Annotated in this window: 18 protein-coding genes; 14 read left to right on the top strand and 4 right to left on the bottom strand. The window is 31.7% G+C overall.

Features of this window, described 5'->3' with window-relative positions; genetic code table 11:
- Positions 1–89 precede the first annotated feature (89 nt).
- On the bottom strand, positions 90–590 hold the full coding sequence (locus GVY01_RS05900) for a universal stress protein (RefSeq protein WP_017638229.1): 501 nt from the start codon (positions 588–590) through the stop codon (positions 90–92).
- A gap of 153 nt (positions 591–743) precedes the next feature.
- Between GVY01_RS05900 and ald the strand changes: the two genes are divergently transcribed.
- A complete protein-coding gene (ald, locus tag GVY01_RS05895) occupies positions 744–1,862 on the top strand; it encodes an alanine dehydrogenase (RefSeq protein ID WP_017638228.1) in 1,119 nt (372 codons plus the stop codon).
- Positions 1,863–1,947: 85 nt separating this feature from the next.
- Here ald and GVY01_RS05890 read toward each other — a convergent pair whose 3' ends face one another.
- Complete coding sequence (locus GVY01_RS05890; RefSeq protein ID WP_017638227.1) at positions 1,948–3,003, bottom strand: M24 family metallopeptidase; 1,056 nt, start codon at positions 3,001–3,003, stop codon at positions 1,948–1,950.
- A gap of 146 nt (positions 3,004–3,149) precedes the next feature.
- Between GVY01_RS05890 and GVY01_RS05885 the strand changes: the two genes are divergently transcribed.
- Positions 3,150–3,839 (top strand): metal-dependent hydrolase, encoded by a 690-nt coding sequence (locus tag GVY01_RS05885; RefSeq protein WP_017638226.1) that lies wholly within the window; start codon positions 3,150–3,152, stop codon positions 3,837–3,839.
- Positions 3,840–3,945: 106 nt separating this feature from the next.
- Here the strand turns inward: GVY01_RS05885 and GVY01_RS05880 are convergent, their stop codons facing one another.
- Positions 3,946–4,359 carry a universal stress protein gene (locus GVY01_RS05880; protein ID WP_017638225.1) on the bottom strand — a complete coding sequence of 138 codons (414 nt, stop codon included), beginning with the start codon at positions 4,357–4,359 and terminating at the stop codon, positions 3,946–3,948.
- A 203-nt stretch (positions 4,360–4,562) separates the two neighbouring features.
- On the opposite strand from GVY01_RS05880, the gene GVY01_RS05875 reads away from it, so the two are divergent.
- The 8 genes from GVY01_RS05875 to pyk all read left to right on the top strand — a co-directional run bounded on the left by GVY01_RS05875 (position 4,563) and on the right by pyk (position 16,593).
- The gene (locus GVY01_RS05875; protein WP_017638224.1) at positions 4,563–5,861 is read left to right on the top strand and encodes a DRTGG domain-containing protein; all 1,299 of its coding nucleotides are present in this window, start codon (positions 4,563–4,565) and stop codon (positions 5,859–5,861) included.
- Positions 5,862–5,890: 29 nt separating this feature from the next.
- Positions 5,891–6,829 carry a DHH family phosphoesterase gene (locus GVY01_RS05870; protein WP_017638223.1) on the top strand — a complete coding sequence of 313 codons (939 nt, stop codon included), beginning with the start codon at positions 5,891–5,893 and terminating at the stop codon, positions 6,827–6,829.
- A 33-nt stretch (positions 6,830–6,862) separates the two neighbouring features.
- Positions 6,863–10,057, top strand: a complete 3,195-nt coding sequence (locus tag GVY01_RS05865) for a DNA polymerase III subunit alpha (RefSeq protein ID WP_017638222.1) — start codon at positions 6,863–6,865, stop codon at positions 10,055–10,057.
- Between the two features lie 326 nt (positions 10,058–10,383).
- On the top strand, positions 10,384–11,613 hold the full coding sequence (locus GVY01_RS05860; protein ID WP_017638221.1) for an NAD(P)-dependent malic enzyme: 1,230 nt from the start codon (positions 10,384–10,386) through the stop codon (positions 11,611–11,613).
- A 253-nt stretch (positions 11,614–11,866) separates the two neighbouring features.
- Entirely contained in the window at positions 11,867–12,724 is an 858-nt protein-coding gene (gene accD / locus GVY01_RS05855; protein ID WP_017638220.1) for an acetyl-CoA carboxylase, carboxyltransferase subunit beta, read from the top strand.
- Positions 12,724–13,668, top strand: coding sequence for an acetyl-CoA carboxylase carboxyltransferase subunit alpha (locus GVY01_RS05850; protein ID WP_017638219.1), 945 nt, complete (start codon positions 12,724–12,726; stop codon positions 13,666–13,668). The genes accD and GVY01_RS05850 overlap by 1 nt, the downstream gene beginning before the upstream one ends.
- A 179-nt stretch (positions 13,669–13,847) precedes the next feature.
- Positions 13,848–14,816, top strand: coding sequence for a 6-phosphofructokinase (gene pfkA / locus GVY01_RS05845; protein WP_017638218.1), 969 nt, complete (start codon positions 13,848–13,850; stop codon positions 14,814–14,816).
- A gap of 19 nt (positions 14,817–14,835) precedes the next feature.
- On the top strand, positions 14,836–16,593 hold the full coding sequence (gene pyk, locus GVY01_RS05840) for a pyruvate kinase (protein ID WP_017638217.1): 1,758 nt from the start codon (positions 14,836–14,838) through the stop codon (positions 16,591–16,593).
- A gap of 196 nt (positions 16,594–16,789) precedes the next feature.
- Here pyk and GVY01_RS05835 read toward each other — a convergent pair whose 3' ends face one another.
- Positions 16,790–18,151, bottom strand: coding sequence for an amino acid permease (locus GVY01_RS05835; protein ID WP_017638216.1), 1,362 nt, complete (start codon positions 18,149–18,151; stop codon positions 16,790–16,792).
- Between the two features lie 348 nt (positions 18,152–18,499).
- Between GVY01_RS05835 and GVY01_RS05830 the strand changes: the two genes are divergently transcribed.
- The 4 genes from GVY01_RS05830 (at position 18,500) to pnpS (ending at position 23,604) form a co-directional block, all read left to right on the top strand.
- Positions 18,500–19,618 (top strand): citrate synthase, encoded by a 1,119-nt coding sequence (locus GVY01_RS05830; RefSeq protein ID WP_159333676.1) that lies wholly within the window; start codon positions 18,500–18,502, stop codon positions 19,616–19,618.
- A gap of 55 nt (positions 19,619–19,673) precedes the next feature.
- The gene (gene icd, locus GVY01_RS05825; protein ID WP_017638214.1) at positions 19,674–20,942 is read left to right on the top strand and encodes an NADP-dependent isocitrate dehydrogenase; all 1,269 of its coding nucleotides are present in this window, start codon (positions 19,674–19,676) and stop codon (positions 20,940–20,942) included.
- A gap of 257 nt (positions 20,943–21,199) precedes the next feature.
- The gene (locus GVY01_RS05820; RefSeq protein WP_017638213.1) at positions 21,200–21,910 is read left to right on the top strand and encodes a response regulator transcription factor; all 711 of its coding nucleotides are present in this window, start codon (positions 21,200–21,202) and stop codon (positions 21,908–21,910) included.
- Complete coding sequence (pnpS, locus tag GVY01_RS05815) at positions 21,910–23,604, top strand: two-component system histidine kinase PnpS (RefSeq protein ID WP_017638212.1); 1,695 nt, start codon at positions 21,910–21,912, stop codon at positions 23,602–23,604. Before GVY01_RS05820 ends, pnpS begins: the two co-directional genes overlap by 1 nt.
- The last annotated feature ends 143 nt before the right edge of the window (positions 23,605–23,747 follow it).

Genomic DNA, 23,747 nt, shown 5'->3' with positions numbered 1-23,747 from the left:
ACTAATGTTCTTTTTCAGCGTATTTAACTATAAAACAAATAAAAAACTCACCTTAATTAAAAGGTGAGTCTATATAACCTAAACTAATATTAATTAGAATATCTTTCACGTAATTGTGGAGTTGCAACTTGTGGTTGGAAGTCATTTGGAATTTCTTCTGTTCTTACAACTAAAACATCACAAGGTGCGTGTCTAACGATAGCTTCAGAAACAGAACCAACGATGAATCGTTCAACTGCATTAAGACCTGAAGTACCACTCATAATTAAGTCAGCACCAACTTCTGGTGCAATTTTTTTAGGGATAATCGCTTTAGGTGAACCAAATTCTAAACGCGTTTCAACGTTTGTAACACCAGCATTTGCTGCAACTTCTTTGTAACCTTTTAATAATTCTTCAGAGAAGTGTTTAGATTTTTCAGTAAATTGAGCATCATATACCTCATAAGAAGAATATGTTCTAGAGTCAATAACATTAACAATTGTAAGTTTTGCGTCGTTACGTTTAGCAACCCCAACTGCTTTGTTAAAGGCCCATTCTGCTTCGTGTGAACCGTCGACTGCGATTAAAATATTTTTGTAAGTAATCATAGTCAGTACCCCTTTCGTCTTTTCTTAATTTTATTTTAACATACTTTTCAGAATTTTTAACTCGAAAAATTAACAATTTTGTGTATTTTTGTAGGCGCTTTCATTTGAGTTTTAGTAGTGTTTAGGGTTAATATGATAGTGGAGGTGTGAGGAATGAAAATAGGTATTCCTAAAGAGATAAAAAATAATGAAAACAGAGTGAGTCTATCACCAAGTGGTGTACATGCATTGGTTGAACAAGGACACACTGTATTAGTTGAAACAAATGCTGGAATGGGCTCTTACTTTGAAGACATAGATTACAAAGAAGCAGGGGCTGACATCGTTTCAGAGGCTTCTCAAGTTTGGGATGTTGATATGGTTGTTAAAGTAAAAGAACCATTAGAAGAAGAATATCAATATTTCAAAGAAGGACTCATTTTATTCACTTATCTACACTTGGCTAATGAAGAAAAATTAACACAAGCGCTTGTAGATAACAAAGTGATTGGTATTGCGTATGAAACAGTACAATTACCTGATCGCTCATTACCTTTATTAAGTCCAATGAGTGAAGTTGCAGGAAGAATGGCAACTCAAATTGGCGCTGAATTCTTACAAAAATTTAATGGTGGTATGGGAATTTTACTTGGTGGCGTACCAGGTGTTCCTAAAGGAAAAGTAACAATTATCGGTGGCGGTCAAGCTGGCACAAATGCTGCTAAAATAGCATTAGGTTTAGGTGCAGATGTCACTGTTTTAGATGTGAATCCTAAAAGATTACAAGAATTAGACGATCAATTTAATGGTAGAATTCATACTATTATGTCTAATCCTTTAAATATTGAAACATATGTTAAGGAAAGTGATTTAGTGATTGGTGCAGTATTAATTCCAGGAGCTAAAGCACCTAATCTTGTAACTGAAGATATGATTAAAGAAATGAAAAATGGTTCAGTGATCGTTGATATTGCAATCGACCAAGGCGGAATTTTTGAAACAACTGATAAAATCTCAACTCACGATGATCCGACTTATATTAAACATGGTGTTGTTCACTATGCTGTTGCCAATATGCCAGGGGCAGTACCTCGAACATCAACTTTAGCACTTAATAATGCAACATTACCGTTTGCTCAAACATTAGCTAATAAAGGCTATAAAGAAGCATTTAAATCAAATCATGCATTATCATTAGGTTTAAACACATATAAAGGTCATGTTACACATCAAGGTGTAGCAGAAGCATTTGATATGCCTTATACTTCTGTAGAAGATGCATTAAAATCATAATTTATAATTAAATAAAAATGATATATAAATAATCCCTCAAATGGAGAATCATTTGAGGGATTATTATTGTTATTGTGAACAATAATTATTTTGTGTAATGCGTTAAAATTTCACAACCATTTTCAGTAACTAAAATATCATCTTCGATACGCACACCGGCTACACCCGGAACATAAATACCAGGTTCAATAGTAATCACCATACCCGCTTCTAAAATATTATCATTAGTACTAGAAACATCTTGATATTCATGTTCTTCAAGTCCTAAACCATGTCCAAGACGATGAGGGAAGTACTGTCCATAACCTGCATTATCAATAATATCTCTAGCGATTTTATCTATATCTTTTAATTTAACGCCTGGACGAATTGCAGCTATCGCAGATTCCTCTGCATCTAATACAATGTTGTATATATCTAAAGCTTCTTTAGAAGGTGTTCCAAATTGTACCGTTCTAGTCATATCACTACAATAATGCTCATAAATAACGCCTAAATCGAAAAGAACAAGTTCATTATTTTGCAGTTTACGATTACCAGGTACACCATGAGGAGATGCGGCATGATCACCAAATAAAACCATAGTATCGAAACTCATTTCATTTACGCCATATTTCTTAATTTCGTTTTCAATATGGTTAACGACTTCTCTTTCGCTAATGCCTTCTTTTAAATAAGCAACGCCTATTTCAATACATTTGTCCGCAAGATTAGCAGCATGTTTTATTTTCTTAATTTCATCAATAGATTTAATATTTCTTAAATCTTTAATAACTTGATCTATATCGCCATAATGCTCTATTTGAAATGCATTCGTCAATTCACGTTGACGTTTTACTGTTAAATGTTCACTTTCTATAAGTATTTGTTTAAATGATTGTTGGTATAAATCAAACGGATTTTCTGTATCTAAATATCCTATAATTTTTCCTTCATAAGGTGACTGTTTAACTTCTTCAACTTCCATTTTAGGGCAAAATAAAACAGTTTCACCATTTGATTGAATTAACAGTGCAAATAATCTTTCATGTGGTTCACTACGGTAACCAGTAAAGTAATATATATTTAAGGGTGTAGTAATCCATGCAGCATCTACATTTTCTTTTTGTAAATAATTGACGATATCATTAATTTTTGACATGAAATTGACCTCCTATACAAGATTAAGTTAATTTTATTCCAAATAATCATATATTTCAAAGTTTCATATTATTAAATACCAAACGTGTTATAAAAATGGTGAGCTAGGGTATAATAAATACATAATTATTTAGGAGGGCTATAATAATGAAACTATCATTTCATGGTCAATCAACAATTTATTTTGAAGGCAACGGTAAGAAAGTAATCGTAGATCCATTTATCTCAGGTAATGATAAATGTGATTTAGATGAACAAAGATTAGCAGTTGATTATATTATTTTAACGCATGGTCACGAAGATCATTTTGGCGATGTTGTAGAATTAGCTAATAGAAATCACGCTACAGTGATAGGTAGTGCAGAAATAGCTGGATATTTATCTACTTATTATGGTGTCGAAAATGTACGTGGAATGAACATTGGCGGTAAAGCTGAATTAGATTTCGGTAGCGTTAAATATGTTCAAGCATTCCATAGTTCTAGTTATACACATGAAAATGGTATTCCAGTATATCTTGGTATGCCAATGGGTATTGTTATTGAAGCAGAAGGTAAAACAATTTATCATACTGGTGACACAGGATTATTCAGCGATATGGAATTAATAGCTAAACGTCATCCAGTTGATGTATGTTTCGTTCCAATCGGTGACAACTTTACTATGGGTATAGATGATGCAGCATATGCAGTTAATGAATTTATTAAACCAAGTATCTCAGTTCCTGTACACTACAATACTTTCCCATTAATTGAACAAGATCCTCAACAATTTAAAGACGCTGTAAATGTTGGTGAAGTTCAAATATTAGAACCTGGTCAAGAAGTTCAATTTTAATTATAGATATAAAAACATCCTTGGTATGAATGCCAAGGATGTTTTATAGTATGACGTTATTAACTACGCATTTATATTGAAATAAATATTAGCAAATTAATACATGTTATTTAACGATAAGTACTGGGACAGTTGCACGTTTAGCAACTTTGTGACTTACGCTACCAAGTACAAATTTTTTCTTTTCTTCTGCTTTGCGGTTACTAACGACAACAATGTCATACTTACCACTGTTAGCATGTTTTACTAGTTCTTCTTTTGCATTACCACGCACAATGATTTGATCATAATCAATACCATAATCTTCTAAAATGTGACGTGTTTTTTCTAAACGTTTGCTACGTTCTTCAGTGATTTTATCCAAATGCACACCAGCTTTAATTGACGCTTGAGCATCTTGTTCATTGATGGCATTTAAAATAGTTACAACAGTATCATCACCTGCAAGTTTAGAAACAGCTTCTAAAGCTTTTTCATTTTTAATATGAGTATCTACACCTAATAATATATTTTTATACATAAGTCTATCCCTCCTTATCTCCATTCTAATAAAAATAGGGGAATATTTCCATTTAAATTAAAAGTAATTTTAATAAAATTATCTTTTCACAAAAGATGTTAATTTATAATAGAAGTTTTATAAATTCGAAAGTGCGCTTCAATGATTTTTTCTCGTTAAAAAGTTATAATAAGCATAACATTGTTCTAAGAAGAGGTAACGTTATGACTAAACATGAACAAATTTTAAAACACATTGAATCGCTAGCGATCGGTTCGAAAATTTCAGTAAGAAAAATAGCGAAAGATTTAACTGTTTCAGAGGGTACAGCTTATAGAGCTATTAAAGATGCGGGCCAACTTGGTTTAGTAACAACAATAGATAGAGTTGGTACAGTTAGAATTGAAAAGCGAAATCGTGATGAAATTGATAATTTAACATTTAATGAAATTGCTAATATTATTGAAGGTCAAATTATTGCAGGTAAAAACGGTGTTAATAAAACAGTCTCAAATTTTGCAATTGGTGCTATGGAGTTAAAGGACATATTAAGATATATTGGTCCACAAACATTACTCATTATTGGAAACCGTGAACAAGTTCAGCTTGAAGTGATGAAAAGAGGAACAGCAATATTAATTACTGGTGGATTTTATCCCAGTAAAGAAGTGATAAAATATGCTGACGAACATGATTTACCTATTCTTTCTTCTAGCTACGATACATTTTTAGTTGCAAATATTATTAACCGTGCGATGTTTAATCAAAAAATTCGTAAAGAAATCTTAGTAGTTGAAGATATTGTTAAGCCTATTAATGAGCTTTCAGTTTTAATGAACTCTATGACTTTACAAGACTATAAACAAATTGCAAATGAAACAGGACATACACGTTTTCCAGTTGTGAATAATGATTATAAACTAGTTGGTATTGTCACTAGTAGAGAAATGATAAATATGAATGAAAATGATTTAATTGAAGACGTTATGACTAAAAATCCAATTAGTGTTAAGTTATCAAATACTGTGGCTAGTTGTGCACACTTATTAATTTGGGAAGGTATTGAACTCTTACCAGTTACAGATAATAATAAAAAAGCAGTTGGTGTTATAAATAGGCAAGATGTTTTAAAATCTATGCAATTATTAGGACGACAACCTCAAATTGGTGAGACGATTAACGATCAAATTGCGAAACATATTACAATTAACCATGACAGTATTCAGACGGATGTGTCGCCGCTATTAACTAATCATTATGGCACACTAAGTAAAGCCGTATTTGTCGGTATTATAGAAGAAACTTTACGTCATGAAATGAGAAAGTATAAAAAAGGCAATGTCATGATTGAAAGTTTGAATATTATTTATTTAAAAACTGTGCCAATTGAAACTGGTATCGATGTTGAGTACGAAATGCTAGATGTGGGAAGATATTTTGCTAAATTAGAAGTTACAATGTTTTGTCAAAATGAAAAAGTTGCTAATGCATCAGTCATTTGTCAAATGTTTGAAGGATATTAATCAATGATATAAAAGAGGGGTCAATATAAATGGAAATACTAATGAATGATATTATGAAAGAAATAGAATCAACAGACAAAGTTATCATACACAGACATGTGAGACCAGATCCAGACGCATACGGTTCTCAATTAGGTTTGAAATATTATTTAAAACTTAAATTTCCTGATAAAGAAATTTATGCAGTAGGTGAAGCAGAAGAGTCACTTAATTTTATTGGAACATTTGATCAAGTTGAAGATGAAACTTATCAAGATGCACTTGTAATTGTTTGTGATACAGCCAATGCGCCTCGTATTGATGATCAACGATATGCATTAGGTGCGAGAGTGTTAAAAATTGATCATCACCCTGCTGTTGATCAATATGGAGAAATTAATTTAGTAAATACTAATGCGTCTTCTACAAGTGAGATTATTTATGATATGATCCTGCACTTTAATGACGAAAGCATCATCAATGCGGACGTTGCACGTGTGCTTTATTTAGGTATTGTAGGGGATACAGGAAGATTCTTATTTAATAATACGACACAACACACAATGGAAATTGCTGGAAGACTAATTGGATTCCCATTTGATCATAATGCTGAGCTTAATAAAATGTCTGAAAAAGACCCTAGATTAATGCCATTCCAAGGTTATGTTTTACAAAACTTTGAGTTATTTGAAGATGGCTATTGTCAAGTTCGTATAACTAAAGATGTTTTAGAACAGTTTAATATTAAATCTAATGAAGCGTCACAGTTCGTCAATACCATTGCTGATATCCGTGGTCTTAAAATCTGGATGTTCGGTGTAGATGAAGGAGATCAAATTCGTTGTCGTCTACGTTCTAAAGGACAATTTGTCATAAATGATGTTGCCAGTGATTTTGGCGGTGGAGGCCATCCTAATGCTTCTGGCGTTTCTGTTTATAGTTGGGAAGAATTTGATTTGCTAGCCAAAGCTTTACGTCAAAAATTATAAGTACAATCACTTAAAGAAAGGAGTCATACAAACATGGTTGCATATTTAAATATTCATACGGCCTATGATTTATTAAACTCCAGTTTGAAAATTACAGACGCAGTTGAAAAGGCCAAAAGAGAAGGTGTAGATACACTTGCAATTACAGATACAAATGTTTTGTATGGCTATCCTAAGTTTTATGATGCTTGTATCGAAGCGGGTATTCATCCTGTATTTGGGATGACTGTATTATTAACTGATGGTTTATATCAAATAGAAACAGTATTATTAGCTCAAAATAATGATGGTTTAAAAGATTTATATCAATTATCTTCAGCGATAAAAATGAAAGAGAAAGTAGATATTTCAATTGATTGGTTAAAACGATACGAAGCAAATTTAATTATTATTTTTAAAAATGCAGAAGAACAACATCAACAATTAATTGAGTCTTTTGATTTTAAGCAACATGTTTACATAAATCAAAATTCAGTCCAAATAAACAATAGAGAGTGTGTATGGTTAAATACTGCACGTTATTTAAATAAAGAAGATGCAGATACAATAACTGCATTACAAGCAATTAAAGATAATAGTAAGCTTGATTTAGTAGGGGAACAGGAAGATTTTGACGAGCATTTTTACACTTCGGAAGAAATACATAATCTTGGTTTAGATACATCCATTTTTAGAAAAACTGATGAAATAGCTCAATTATGTACTGCAGAACTCAATTATCACCAATCACTACTACCGCAATTTGAAACACCTAATGGTGAAACTTCAAAAAAATATCTATGGATGAAGTTAGAAGAACAACTAAAAAAGTGGAATCTTAATCTTCCTCATTATATAGACAGATTAAAACACGAATATGCCATTATTACGAATATGGGATTTGAAGATTACTTCCTCATTGTAAGTGACTTAATTCATTATGCTAAAACACATAATGTCATGGTTGGACCTGGTCGTGGTTCATCTGCTGGTTCACTAGTAAGTTATTTATTAGGAATTACTACAATTGACCCAATAAAATTCAATTTACTTTTTGAAAGATTTTTAAATCCTGAACGTGTAACAATGCCTGATATTGATATTGACTTTGAAGATACAAGACGTGAAAAAGTTATTCAATACGTCCAAGAAAAATATGGTCAACTTCATGTTTCTGGAATAGTGACATTTGGACATTTACTAGCTAGAGCTGTAGCTAGAGATGTAGGTCGTATTATGGGATTTGATGAAATAACATTAAATGAAATTTCTAAACTCATTCCACATAAATTAGGGATAACTTTAGATGAAGCATATCAAAATGACGATTTTAAACAATTCGTTCATAGAAATTATCGACATGAACGTTGGTTTGATTTGTGTAAAAAATTAGAAGGACTCCCACGTCATACCTCAACTCATGCAGCAGGTATTATTATTAATGATCACGCACTTTATGAATATGCGCCATTGACATTAGGAGATACTGGATTGCTTACACAATGGACAATGACTGAGGCTGAACGTATTGGTCTATTGAAAATCGACTTTTTAGGACTTAGAAATCTATCAATTATACATCAAATTGTGAACCAAGTGAAAAAAGATTTGAACATTGATATAGATATTGAACAAATTCCATTTGATGATAATAAAGTGTTTGAATTATTATCCCAAGGTGATACGACAGGTATTTTCCAATTAGAATCTGATGGTGTTAGAAGTGTATTGAAAAAATTGAAGCCCGAACATTTCGAAGACATCGTTGCCGTCACATCATTATATAGACCTGGGCCGATGGAAGAGATCCCTACATACATTACACGCAGACATGATCCTTCTAAAGTTCAGTATCTACATGAAGATTTAGCACCCATTTTAAAAAATACTTATGGCGTAATCATTTATCAAGAACAAATAATGCAAATAGCAAGTAAGTTCGCAAACTTCAGTTATGGCGAAGCAGATATTTTAAGACGTGCTATGAGTAAGAAAAATAGAGCAGTGCTAGAAAGTGAAAGACAACACTTTGTTGACGGTGCGTTACAAAATGGGTATGACGAATATATGAGTAAACAAATATTCGATTTAATATTGAAATTTGCTGACTATGGTTTCCCAAGAGCACATGCCGTTAGTTACTCTAAAATTGCATATATTATGAGTTATCTAAAAGTTCATTATCCAAATTACTTTTACGCTAATATATTGAGTAATGTTATTGGTAGTGAGAAAAAAACGTCAGCAATGATTGATGAAGCGAAGCATCAAAATATTAAGATATTGCCTCCTAATATCAATGAAAGTCATTGGTTCTATAAAGCAACATCTGACGGAATTTATTTATCGTTAGGTGCTATTAAAGGTGTTGGATATCAAAGCGTTAAACTTATTGTTGACGAACGATATCAAAACGGTGAATTTAAAGATTTCTTTGATTTTGCCAGAAGATTACCTAAACGAGTCAAAACTAGGAAATTATTAGAGTCATTGATTTTAGTAGGTGCGTTTGACACATTTGGTAAAAACCGTGCTACGTTATTACAGTCCATTGACCAAGTTATTGATCAAGTTACTGATATTGAACAAGATGATATGTTATTTGATTTCTTCACGCCTAAACAAGATTATGAAGAAAAAGATGAATTACCAGACAAATTAATCAGCGAATATGAGAAAGAATATTTAGGTTTTTATATTTCGAAACATCCAGTAGAAAAAGAATTTAATAAAAAGCAATATTTAACTATTTACAGATTGAATAACGCTCAAAATTACCATCCTATATTAGTGCAATTTGATCAAATTAAGCGTATCAGAACAAAAAATGGGCAAAATATGGCTTTTGTGACATTAAATGATGGTCTACATTTGATGGATGGAGTTATCTTCCCAGATCAATTTAAAAAATATGAACTTGAGTTGTCAGAAGAACACATTTATGTCATACAAGGGAAATTTGATAAAAGAAATGGTAAGAATCAGCTTATTATTAATGACATATACAGTGAAGAAGCGTTTGAGACACATAAACTCACACATTCAAATCAAATTATCGTAAGACATATTGAACAAGCAAAAGGATTTGAACAATATATTGACCAAGAAAAGACAAAACAAACTATTGAAGTACAAGCATATGATGATGAATCTAAGCGAATGTCACGTATAGGATTTATTAATAAAAATTCTGAAAATATGAGGGAACTAATACAGTTATTCAAACCTAGTGATATCCGATTTATATAACTTTTAACTACTATTAAATTATGATATAGTAAACTGATGATTTATATTTTAATCATCAGTTTATTTTGTAATTGTTTTTTGTACTATTTGTTTGTAATTGTCATTATCTTATACATAAAATAATGATAAAATATGAATGATCAGCAGAAAAAATAATTATAAAAGTAACGAAGAAATGTTGATTCAAAGTTTAGCTAGTTGCTAAATTTTTGACATTTTTAAATACATTTTAAAAGTACATTGTTAATGCAATCTGTTTACAGTTAAAAATGATTGATAATTGTTTACTCAGTTAATTCTAAAAAAATAAATAGGGGTTGAATAGCATGTCTTTAAGAGATGAAGCATTAGAAATGCATAAAAAGAATCAAGGTAAATTAGAAGTAACACCTAATGTCAAAGTTACAAACAAAGATGAATTAAGTTTAGCTTATTCACCTGGTGTAGCCGAACCTTGTAAAGAAATACATGAAGATAAAAGAAAAGTTTATGACTATACTATAAAAGGTAATACAGTTGCTGTAGTAACAGATGGTACTGCTGTTTTAGGATTAGGGAATATCGGTCCGGAAGCAAGTATTCCAGTTATGGAAGGTAAAGCAGTATTATTCAAAAGTTTTGCTGGTGTTAATGGTGTTCCAATTGCGCTTAATATAACAGATACTGATGAGATTATTAATACTGTAAAATTACTTCAACCTAACTATGGAGGAATCAATTTAGAGGATATTTCAGCGCCGCGTTGTTTTGAAATTGAGGAAAGATTAAAAAAAGAAACTAATATTCCTGTTTTTCACGACGATCAACACGGTACAGCTATTGTAACTACAGCAGGCTTAATTAATGCCTTAAGAATTGTAGATAAAGATTTAGCCGACATTAAAGTTGTCCTCAACGGAGCTGGTGCAGCAGGTATTGCAATTGTAAAACTGTTATATTCATACGGTGTGAGAAATATGGTTATGTGTGATTCTAGAGGTGCCATATTTGAAGGCAGAAGTTATGGTATGAATGATACTAAAGAATATGTAGCTAAGTGGACTAATAAAGACAAAATAGAAGGCGAATTGAGTGAAGTTATTCAAGATGCAGATGTCTTCATTGGTGTTTCTATTGCAGATTTATTATCTAAAGAAATGGTAGAAAGTATGGCTAAAGATCCAATAATCTTTGCAATGGCTAACCCTAACCCAGAAATCAATCCTAATGATGCTAAAGAAGCTGGAGCTAAAGTAGTTGGAACAGGTCGCTCAGATTATCCTAACCAAATCAATAACGTATTAGCATTCCCTGGTATTTTTAGAGGTGCTTTAGATACTGAGGCAACACATATTAATGAAGAAATGAAAAAAGCTGCCGTAGAAGCTATTGCAGACTTAATTCAAAGTGATGAATTAGAGCCAAATTATTGTATTCCTGGTCCATTTGATAAACGTGTAGCGCCATCTGTAGCTAGAGAAGTTGCTAAAGCGGCTATGGAATCAGGTGTTGCTAGAATTGAAGTTGACCCACAAGATGTGTATGATAAAACAATGAAATTAACAGACTTAAAATAATTATAGTTGTAATGAGAGTGGGAGATTAATAAACATGTCATACTAAAAAAATAGTTGTATATGTTTTAAGAAAAATGTAAAACGGTATCGTTTTAACTAGGTTAAAGATGATAATATACCTAATCATATTCAAAAGTAGTTTTATATTTTTCTCTCTCACTTTTGTTATAATTTATTCATTTTATACATAACAATATAATCTACATGAAAAAATTAAGCCTAATAAGGGTCAAAGGTTTTTGGAGGTTTCCCTATGTTTAAAGATTTTTTTAATCGAACAAAGAAAAAGAAATATTTAACGGTTCAAGACTCAAAACAAAATGACGTACCAGCAGGAATCATGACTAAATGTCCAAAATGTAAAAAAATTATGTATACCAAAGAATTAGATGAAAACCTAAATGTATGCTTTAATTGTGACCATCATATTTCTTTATCTGCATATAAACGCATTGAAGCGATTTCTGATGAAGGTACATTTAATGAATTTGATAAAGGGATGACTTCTGCAAATCCATTAGATTTCCCTGGATACATTGAAAAAATTGAAAAAGATCAGAAAAAAACTGACTTAAATGAAGCTGTAGTAACAGGTACTGCCGAATTAGATGGTGTTAAGTATGGTGTGGCAGTTATGGATGCTCGTTTTAGAATGGGAAGTATGGGGTCAGTTGTTGGTGAGAAGATTTGTCGAATTATTGATTATTGCACAGAACAATGTTTACCATTTATTTTATTCTCTGCCAGTGGTGGTGCCCGTATGCAAGAGGGTATTATTTCTTTAATGCAAATGGGTAAAACAAGTGTTTCACTAAAGAAACATTCAGATGCAGGTTTACTTTATATTTCTTATATCACTAATCCTACTACAGGTGGTGTATCTGCTAGTTTTGCATCAGTTGGTGATATCAATCTAAGTGAACCAAAAGCACTAATAGGCTTTGCAGGACGTCGAGTAATTGAACAAACAATTAATGAAAAATTACCTGAAGATTTCCAAACAGCAGAATTTTTATTAGAGCATGGTCAACTAGATAAAGTGATACATCGAAAAGATATGAGAACTACACTTGCTAATATTTTAAATCTACATCAAGAGGTGAGAAGCTAATGCTTGATTTTGAAAAGCCACTTTTTGAAATAAGAAAGAAAATTGATTCATTAAAAGAATCTCAAGAAAAAAACGATGTTGATTTGCAAGAAGAAATCGATATGTTAGAAGCTTCTTTAGAACGCGAAACTAAAAAAGTGTATACAAATTTGAAACCGTGGGATAGAGTTCAAATTGCAAGGTTGCAAGAAAGACCTACGTCATTAGATTATATACCAAAGATTTTTGATTCATTTATAGAATTACATGGCGATCGTAATTTTAGAGATGACCCAGCAATGATTGGTGGTATTGGTTATTTAAATGGTAAAGCTGTTACTGTAGTTGGACAGCAAAGAGGTAAAGATACCAAAGATAATATTTATCGTAATTTTGGTATGGCACATCCAGAAGGCTATCGAAAAGCATTACGCTTGATGAAACAAGCAGAAAAATTTAACAGACCTATTTTTACATTTATTGATACTAAAGGAGCGTATCCTGGTAAAGCAGCAGAAGAAAGAGGACAAAGTGAATCAATTGCTACCAATTTGATTGAGATGGCCTCACTCAAAGTGCCTGTCATTGCAATAGTCATCGGTGAAGGTGGTAGTGGTGGTGCGCTAGGTATCGGTATTGCTAATAGAGTATTAATGCTTGAAAATAGTACATACTCTGTTATATCTCCTGAAGGAGCTGCTGCATTATTATGGAAAGATAGCAATTTAGCCAAAATAGCTGCAGAAACAATGAAAATTACGGCGAATGATTTACACCAACTTGATGTTATAGATGACGTAATTAAAGAACCTTTAGGCGGTGCGCACAAAGAAGTTGAAGAACAAGCTCAAACTATTAAAGAGGCTTTTGTGGCACATTTAGATGAATTAGAAAAACTTAATAAAGATGAATTAGCAGAAGATCGTTTTAATAAATTTAGAAATATTGGATCTTATGTAGAATAAATATTAGATAGAGTGATAGTTAAAATGAAGACTATTGCTCTATTTTTATTATTGTTAATATAAAATTCATAATTAAAAACGTTTACATCTACATAAGTACTTTCTTTTGATGGAAGAAGTAAAAAATTTATGGTAATTTAGAGTTGAAGATAAAACTAGATATAGGAAGGTATGTCGTCATGAAGAAAATTGCAGTTTTGACTAGCGGTGGAGATTCACCGGGGATGAATGCTGCTGTTAGAGCAGTTGTACGTACAGCAATTTACAATAATATTGAAGTTTATGGTGTATATCATGGTTATCAAGGTTTAGTTGAAGACGATATTCATAAACTTGAATTAGGCTCAGTTGGAGATACAATTCAACGTGGTGGGACATTCTTATTCTCAGCAAGATGTCCAGAATTCAAAGAAGAAGATGTACGTAAAGTAGCAATCGAGAATCTACGTAAAAGAGAAATTGAAGGTTTAGTAGTAATCGGTGGAGACGGAAGTTACCGTGGTGCTCAACGCATTAGCGAAGAGTGTAAAGAAATACAAACAATCGGTATTCCTGGAACGATTGATAATGATATTAACGGTACTGACTTTACTATTGGATTTGATACTGCGCTTAATACAATTATTGATTCAGTCGATAAAATTAGAGATACAGCTTCAAGTCATGCTAGAACATTTATCGTTGAAGTAATGGGACGTGATTGTGGTGACTTAGCACTTTGGGCTGGCTTATCTGTTGGTGCAGAAACAATTGTTGTACCAGAAGTTAATACAGAAATTAAAGAAGTGGCTGAGAAGATTGAACAAGGAATTAAACGAGGTAAAAAACATTCAATCGTTATGGTTGCTGAAGGTTGTATGAGCGGACAAGAATGTGCTGAAGAATTAAGTAAATATATAAATATTGATACTAGAGTGTCAGTATTGGGTCACATTCAACGTGGCGGTAGCCCATCTGGTGCTGATCGTGTATTAGCATCACGATTAGGTGGACATGCGGTTGAATTATTAATGAGTGGTGAAACAGCTAAAGGTGTTGGTATTAAACATAACCAATTAACTGCGACACCATTTGATGAAATCTTTGGTCATTCTGATCATAAATTTGATAAACAAATTTACCAACTAGCTAAAGAGTTATCTATATAAATTTCAGGAGGATTATAAAATGAGAAAAACTAAAATTGTATGTACTATTGGACCAGCATCTGAATCAGAAGAAATGATTGAAAAATTAATTAACGCTGGTATGAACGTGGCACGTTTAAACTTTTCACATGGTAGTCATGAAGAACATAAAGGTAGAATTGATACAATTCGTAAAGTGGCTAAACGTTTAAATAAAACTGTAGCTATTCTTTTAGATACTAAAGGACCAGAAATTCGTACTCATAACATGAAAGATGGCGTTATCGAATTAGAAAAAGGTAAAGAAGTTATTGTAAGTATGAGTGAAGTAGAAGGTACACCTGAAAAGTTCTCTGTAACTTACGACAACTTAATTAATGATGTACAAGTAGGATCATACATTTTATTAGACGATGGTTTAGTAGAATTACAAGTTAAAGATATTGATCATGATAATGGTGAAGTAAAATGTGACATTTTAAACACTGGTGAACTAAAAAATAAAAAAGGTGTTAACTTACCAGGTGTTAAAGTAAATTTACCAGGTATCACTGATAAAGATGCTGATGATATTAGATTCGGTATCAAAGAAGATGTAGACTTTATCGCAGCAAGCTTTGTTCGTCGTCCAAGTGACGTATTAGATATCCGTGAAATCTTAGAACAAGAAAAAGCTAATATTACAATCTTCCCTAAAATTGAAAACCAAGAAGGTATTGACAATATTGAAGAAATTCTTGAAGTATCTGATGGTTTAATGGTTGCTCGTGGTGACATGGGTGTTGAAATTCCACCTGAAAAAGTACCTATGGTTCAAAAGGATTTAATTAGAAAATGTAACAAATTAGGTAAACCAGTTATTACTGCAACACAAATGTTAGATTCAATGCAACGTAACCCACGTGCAACACGTGCAGAAGCTAGTGACGTTGCAAATGCTATTTATGATGGTACAGACGCAGTAATGTTATCTGGTGAAACAGCTGCAGGTTTATATCCTGAAGAAGCAGTTAAAACTATGAGAAACATTGCAGTATCTGCAGAAGCAGCACAAGATTATAAAAAATTATTATCTGATAGAACTAAATTAGTTGAAACTTCACTAGTAAATGCTATTGGTATTTCAGTAGCTCATACAGCTCTAAACTTAAATGTTAAAGCAATTGTAGCTGCAACAGAAAGTGGTTCAACTGCACGTACTATTTCTAAATATCGTCCACATTCAGATATTATTGCTGTTACTCCTAGTGAAAAAACAGCTCGTCAATGTGCGATTGTATGGGGTGTTTATCCTGTAGTTAAAGAAGGACGTAAGAACACAGATGCATTATTAAATAATGCAGTAGCAACTGCTGTTGAAACAGAAAGAGTACAAAATGGTGACTTAATCATTATTACTGCAGGTGTTCCAACAGGTGAAAAAGGTACAACAAATATGATGAAAATCCATTTAGTTGGTGACGAAATTGCTAAAGGGCAAGGTGTTGGCCGTGGATCAGTTGTAGGTACTGCTATTGTTGCTGATTCAGCAAGTGATTTAAAAGATGTTGATTTAAGCGACAAAATCATCGTTACAAACTCTGTAGATGAAACATTAGTACCATATGTAGACCAAGCTATCGGTTTAATTACAGAAGAAAATGGTATTACATCACCTAGTGCAATCGTTGGCCTTGAAAAAGGTATTCCAACAGTTGTAGGTGTTGAAAATGCTACTAAAGAAATTAAAAATGATATGTTAGTTACTGTAGATGCTGCAAACGGTAAAGTATTCGAAGGTTATGCTAACGTACTATAATATATAAAATTATCGTCTAGATAATTGAAAATGCAAAAAGGATTGTAACAACTAAGTATTTTAACTTGGTAGTTACGATCCTTTTTAATATGTATAGGTAAATTAAAATAAAATAATTATACAAAAAAGTCAGTAAATGAATTTATAAAACTCATTTACTGACTCTTTTAAGTTTAAAACTCAACTCAATGATAAATTAATCATTCAGTTTTTGAGATTCTTTTTTATATCTCCAATACATGAAACCTAACAGTATGAACCATAAAGGCGTTAAGTAAATTGCACGTCTAGTTGTTTCATTAACAAATAATAACCCAAATACTAAGATGAAGAATATTAAAATCACATAGCCCATATATTTACCACCAGGTAATTTATATATAGATTCTTTATGTAATTTTGGATTCTTTCTACTGTAATTAATATAAGCGACAATAATTAATGCCCATACGATTAAGAATAATACAGTCGATAAAGTAGTAACATAAGTAAATACTAATGTTGCATCTGGGAAGATATAATTTAATAATGCTGCAATTAGTAATAATGCTGATGAACCAATGATTGCTACATGAGGCACACCATTTTTATTAGTTTTACTAAAAGCAGGTGGCGCTTGCTTTTTATCTGATAAACCAAATAACATTCTACTATTTGAGAATATACCACTATTACAAGATGACGCTGCTGCAGTTAATACTACAAAGTTGATTAATCCAGCTGCAAATGGAATACCAATTAAAGTAAATAACTTAACGAATGGACTGTTATCAGGATCAACCTTATCCCAAGGAATAATTGACATAATAACAGCTAGGGCACCTACGTAAAATACTAGAATACGAATAGGTACACTATTTATTGCCTTAGGAATTGTTGATTCAGGATCTTTTGTTTCACCAGCAGTTACACCTATCATTTCTATACCAACGAAAGAGAATACTGCCATTTGGAATGACATAAAGAAGCCTGATGCACCTTTAGGGAATATTCCATGACTATATAAATTAGTTAAACTTGCATGACCAAACTGAGTTTTGTATGCAAATAAAATCATGACGGCACCTACAACAATTAAACCTAAAATAGTGACGATTTTAATGATAGAGAACCAAAATTCTAATTCTCCAAATAATTTAGCACTAAGCAAGTTAAATGACATTAGAACTAAAACGCAAAATAATGCGCTTATCCAATTGGGAACTGCAGGGAACCAAAAACTAACATATTTAGCTACAGCAGTTACTTCTGCCATACCTGTTATAATCCAACATAGCCAATAAGTCCAACCTGTAACAAATCCAGCAAATGGTCCAATGTATTTGTTAGTTACGTCTGCAAAAGATTTAAAATTAGTATTTTGAATTATAATTTCGCCTAACCCACGCATAAACATGAAAAGCATGAATCCTATAAAGATATACGTGAGTAATATTGAGGGACCCGTCATAGCAATCGTTTGTCCAGCACCCAGGAATAATCCTGTCCCAATAGCGCCACCGATGGCAATTAATTGCACATGACGATTGCTCAATTCTCTTTGTAGATTTTCAGCCATAAGACCTCTCCCTTACTTTTTATATAATTATATTATGCACTTATATTGGTTTTTATACAATTCATTTAATAAAAAAGTGTCGAAATACACTGCCTTATAATTAGAAATTTGTAATCATACACGATAACCAAATAAAAACTTTCTTATCTATTTAGAATCTCATACAAATTTATGTTTTGAAATACTGATATAAAGCCATTTCAAGAGCTATTCGACCATAGTGAAACCATTGGGCAATAGTAATTATTCATGATTTAAGAGATTTATTTGTTTCACAAAATCTTAATAATTAGCTATAATACTATTTGAAAGCCATTTCATAAAGAAATAGTAAAGGGGAAATTTATCATGGCAGAATTACAAAGAGGTTTGGAAGGGGTAATTGCAGCTGAAACTAAAATCAGTTCAATTATAGATAGCCAATTAACTTATGCAGGATATGATATTGATGATCTTGCTGAAAATGCCCAATTCGAAGAAATTATTTTTTTATTATGGAATTATAGACTTCCAAATAAAGAAGAACTACAAGAACTTAAGTCTAAATTATATGAGTATATGACTCTAAATCCAAGAGTATACAAACACTTTGAAGAATATGTAACTGATAAAGTACATCCAATGACAGCTTTACGTACTTCAGTTTCATACATTGCTCATTTTGATCCAGATGCTGAAGATGAATCTGATGATAAGAAATATGAAAGAGCTATTCGTATTCAAGCAAAAGTAGCTTCATTAGTAACTGCATTTTCACGAGTACGTGAAGGTAAAGAACCACTTAAACCAAATTCTGATTTAAGTTATGCAGCGAACTTCTTATATATGCTTAAAGGTGAACTACCTACAGATATCGAAGAAGAAGCATTTAATAAAGCATTAATCTTACATGCTGATCATGAGTTAAACGCATCTGCATTTACTGCTCGTTGTGCAGTATCTTCATTATCAGATATGTATTCTGGTATTGTTGCTGCTGTAGGTTCATTAAAAGGACCTTTACATGGTGGTGCTAATGAACGTGTAATGGCAATGTTACAAGAAGTAGGTTCTTTAGATAATGTAGACAAGTATTTAGATGAAAAATTTGCTAACAAAGAAAAAATTATGGGATTTGGTCACCGTGTATATAAAGAAGGAGATCCACGTGCCAAATATTTACGCGAAATGAGTAGAAAAATCACTAAAGAAACTGGTAAAAGTGAATTATATGAAATGTCATTAGCTATTGAAAAACGTATTAAAGAAGAAAAAGGATTAATTCCAAATGTTGACTTCTTTAGTGCTACTGTATATCACAGTATGGATATTCCACATGACTTATTCACACCAATTTTCGCAGTAAGTCGTACATCAGGCTGGATTGCGCATATCTTAGAACAATATAGAGATAATAGAATTATGCGTCCAAGAGCTAATTATATTGGTGAAACTGATCGCAAATATCTACCTATTGAAGAAAGATAATTAATCATTTATATTGTAAAATGAATTTTATTAAAATTACTTGGAGGTCAAATGTATGACAGCAGAAAAAATTACTAAAACTAACGACGGTTTAAATGTACCTAACGAACCAATTATTCCATTTATTATTGGTGACGGAATCGGACCAGATATTTGGAACGCAGCTAGCCGCGTGATTGACGCAGCAGTTGAAAAAGCTTATAACGGTGAAAAACGTATTGAGTGGAAAGAAGTACTAGCTGGACAAAAAGCATATGACAATACTGGAGAATGGTTACCTAAAGAAACTTTAGATACAATTAAAGAATATTTAATTGCTGTTAAAGGTCCTTTAACAACTCCAATCGGCGGAGGTATTCGTTCATTAAACGTTGCTTTAAGACAAGAGTTAGATTTATTTACATGCTTACGTCCTGTACGTTGGTTCCAAGGTGTACCATCACCAGTTAAACGTCCACAAGATGTTGATATGGTTATTTTCCGTGAAAATACAGAAGATATTTATGCTGGTATTGAATTTAAAGAAGGTACTCCAGAAGTTAAAAAAGTAATTGATTTCTTACAAGACGAAATGGGTGCAACAAATATTCGTTTCCCTGAAACTTCAGGTATTGGTATTAAACCAGTTTCAAAAGAAGGTACTGAAAGATTAGTAAGAGCTGCGATTCAATACGCTATCGATAATAATCGTAAAGCAGTAACTTTAGTTCATAAAGGTAATATCATGAAATTCACTGAAGGTTCATTCAAACAATGGGGTTATGATTTAGCTCATAACGAATTTGGTGATCAAGTATTTACTTGGCAACAATATGATGAAATTGTTGAAAAAGAAGGTAAAGACGCTGCTAATGAAGCACAATCAAAAGCGGAACAAGAAGGTAAAATTATTGTTAAAGATTCAATCGCTGATATCTTCTTACAACAAATTTTAACTCGTCCTTCAGAACATGAAGTAGTTGCAACAATGAACTTAAACGGTGACTATATTTCAGATGCATTAGCTGCACAAGTTGGTGGTATTGGTATCGCACCAGGCGCTAACATTAACTATGAAACTGGTCATGCTATTTTCGAAGCAACACATGGTACTGCTCCTAAATATGCTGGATTAAATAAAGTAAATCCATCATCTGAATTATTAAGTTCAGTATTAATGTTAGAACATTTAGGTTGGCAAGAAGCTGCTGATAAGATTACAGAATCTATCGAAGCAACAATTGCTTCTAAAATTGTTACTTATGACTTTGCACGTTTAATGGATGGTGCAAAAGAAGTTTCAACTTCAGAATTTGCTGATGAATTAATTAAAAACTTAAAATAATAAGATACAAGAAAAGACGGATTGGGAAACCAATTCGTCTTTTTATTAAGATTTTGTAAATTATTAGTTTTTAATATCATTTCTTATAAAAAAATGATAGCTTAATTAATGAAAAGACAATATTTTTCATATATTAGCTTAATAAAAGCTTTGTATTAATTTAATTGTTAAGTTTATGTAAATTTGATGTATAGGTATATTATTTCTATTTAAACATCAGTTATAATAAACATGTAATTTAAACGGGGAGGCACACCATGTCACAAAAAGTATTAGTCGTTGACGATGAACAATCAATCGTTACTTTACTCAAATATAATTTAGAAACAGCCGGATACATAGTAGAAGTAGCCTATGACGGTGAAGAAGCATTACAAAAAGTTGAATCATCTCAACCGGATTTAATTGTATTAGATGTTATGTTACCTAAAAAAGATGGTATTGAGGTTTGTAAAACGATTAGATCTGATAAAAATTTAGTACCTATTCTTATGCTAACAGCTAAAGATGATGAATTTGATAGAGTGTTAGGTTTAGAACTTGGTGCTGATGATTATATGACTAAACCTTTCTCACCAAGAGAGGTAGTGGCAAGAGTGAAGGCTATTTTAAGACGCTCTCAATTTGTAAATGAAATAGAACAGAGTGAAGGCGATGAGGAAGATATCATTATCGACTCTATTCGAATTAGACCAGAATTTTTTGAAGTTTATAAAGATGATGAATTATTAGAATTAACGCCTAAAGAATTTGAGTTATTACTTTATCTGATTGAACGACAAGGACGAGTGATCACTAGAGAGCATATGTTAAATTCTGTGTGGAATTATGAGTTTGCTGGCGATTCACGTATCGTTGATGTTCACATTAGTCATTTAAGAGACAAATTAGAAGAAAACCCTAAACAACCCAAATTAATTAAAACTGTACGTGGATTAGGATATAAATTGGAGCGTCCTAAAAGATAATGTTAAAGTTTTATCATCGCATATTACTTTTGATTAGTACTATCACAATCATTAGCTTTATAGGTTTGGGTGCTATTGTCCACAACATGATTTATCAAACATTAACACAAAGTCAGACTAAAGAACTTAAAAAAGAATCACGCAACTATATTAGTATGTATAATAATGGTAAACAGAATGAAATTAAAAATATTGCAAACAATCAAGAAAATTTAATAGTCATTAAGAAAAATGACAAAACTATTTTTACAACTGATAAAAATAGTTCATTAGATGGACGGATAGATAACGAAGCAAATCCTTCCAATTTGATTCATAAAAATACTAAATTAGGGTTAAAGTATACATTTAAAAGTCAAATTGGAGATAAAACAGTATACATAAGTGGTATTAATGATGAAATACTAGATTTACAAAAAGAAATGTGGAAGTATCTATCAATTGTAGGGATTATAGTATTAATCACTGAATATCTAGCAAGTAGAAGTATTCATCGTACATATATAAGACCTATTAATGAAGTAACCTATGCAACTTCTCTTTTAGCTGATGGTCATTATCATGTACGTGTACCAGAAAGTAACGTTAAAGAAACAAAAGCATTATTTGTTACAACAAATGAACTCGCAAGACGTTTACAAAAATTGAATAACAGACAAAAAATACAATCTAATAGACTGAAAACAACTTTAGAAAACATTCCTAGTTCTGTACTTATGATAGATAAACATGGAGATATAGTTGTAGCTAATTCAGCTTATTATGAAGTGTTTAGTCCTGAACAAAGTGTTGAAAATAAAAGTTATATTGGTTTTATTAACGATCCAATTGAGAAATTAATACTAGAAAGTTTTAGAACAGAGAAAGTTATTTATGAACAAATTGAAGTTGATATCAATAACGTACATACAAAGTATTTTGATGTTTCTTGTGTACCGATACTCTCAAAATCTAAAAAGAAACTTCAAGGTATGGTAGTTGTATTACATGATATTACTAATATCCAAAAATTGGAGAATTTGCGTCGTGAATTTGTTGCTAATGTGTCACATGAACTTAAAACGCCTATCACTTCAATTAAAGGGTTTGCAGAAACGCTAATAGAAGGCGCTAAAAATGATGAAGAATCATTAAATATGTTCCTAAATATCATTTTAAAAGAATCAAATAGAATTGAGTCACTTGTGATGGATTTACTAGACTTATCGCATATTGAGCAACAAACAGATATCGCAACGAGTTATTTAAATCTTTCTGAACTAGCTTATACAACAATTGAACATTTACAAAATCAAGCACAAAGTAAAAATATCGACATCATACCAGAAATAGAAAATGATGTTATTTTTAAAGCGAATGAAGATAAAATAGCTCAAGTTATAACTAATTTATTATCTAATGCAATTAACTATTCAACAAATGATAGTGAAGTAATTGTAAAGGTATATCGTCAAGGTAAGAAAGTAAATTTACAAATTCAAGATTTTGGTATAGGAATTACTCAGGAAGAACAAAAGCATATTTTCGAAAGATTTTATAGAGTAGATAAAGCTCGAAGTAGAGATTCTGGAGGCACTGGTTTAGGTTTATCTATAACTAAACACATTGTCGAAGCACATAATGGTAGAATTAGTGTTGATAGTCAATTAAATAAAGGGTCTACATTTAAAGTATCTTTTATTGATGAAGATTAAATCAATTATAATGAAACATCCTAATGTGGGTTAACGCTCATATTAGGATGTTTTTTAATATGTAGAAATAGCAGAAACTGAATAACGGTACTTAATATTTATTGACAGTACCTTGTTTATGATAAAATATATTTAAATATGTG

This window comes from Staphylococcus sp. 8AQ, from assembly GCF_902506595.1.
GTDB lineage: Bacteria > Bacillota > Bacilli > Staphylococcales > Staphylococcaceae > Staphylococcus > Staphylococcus pasteuri.
Note: the sequence above shows the minus strand (reverse complement) of the source record. Positions and strands in the feature narration are given on the sequence as shown.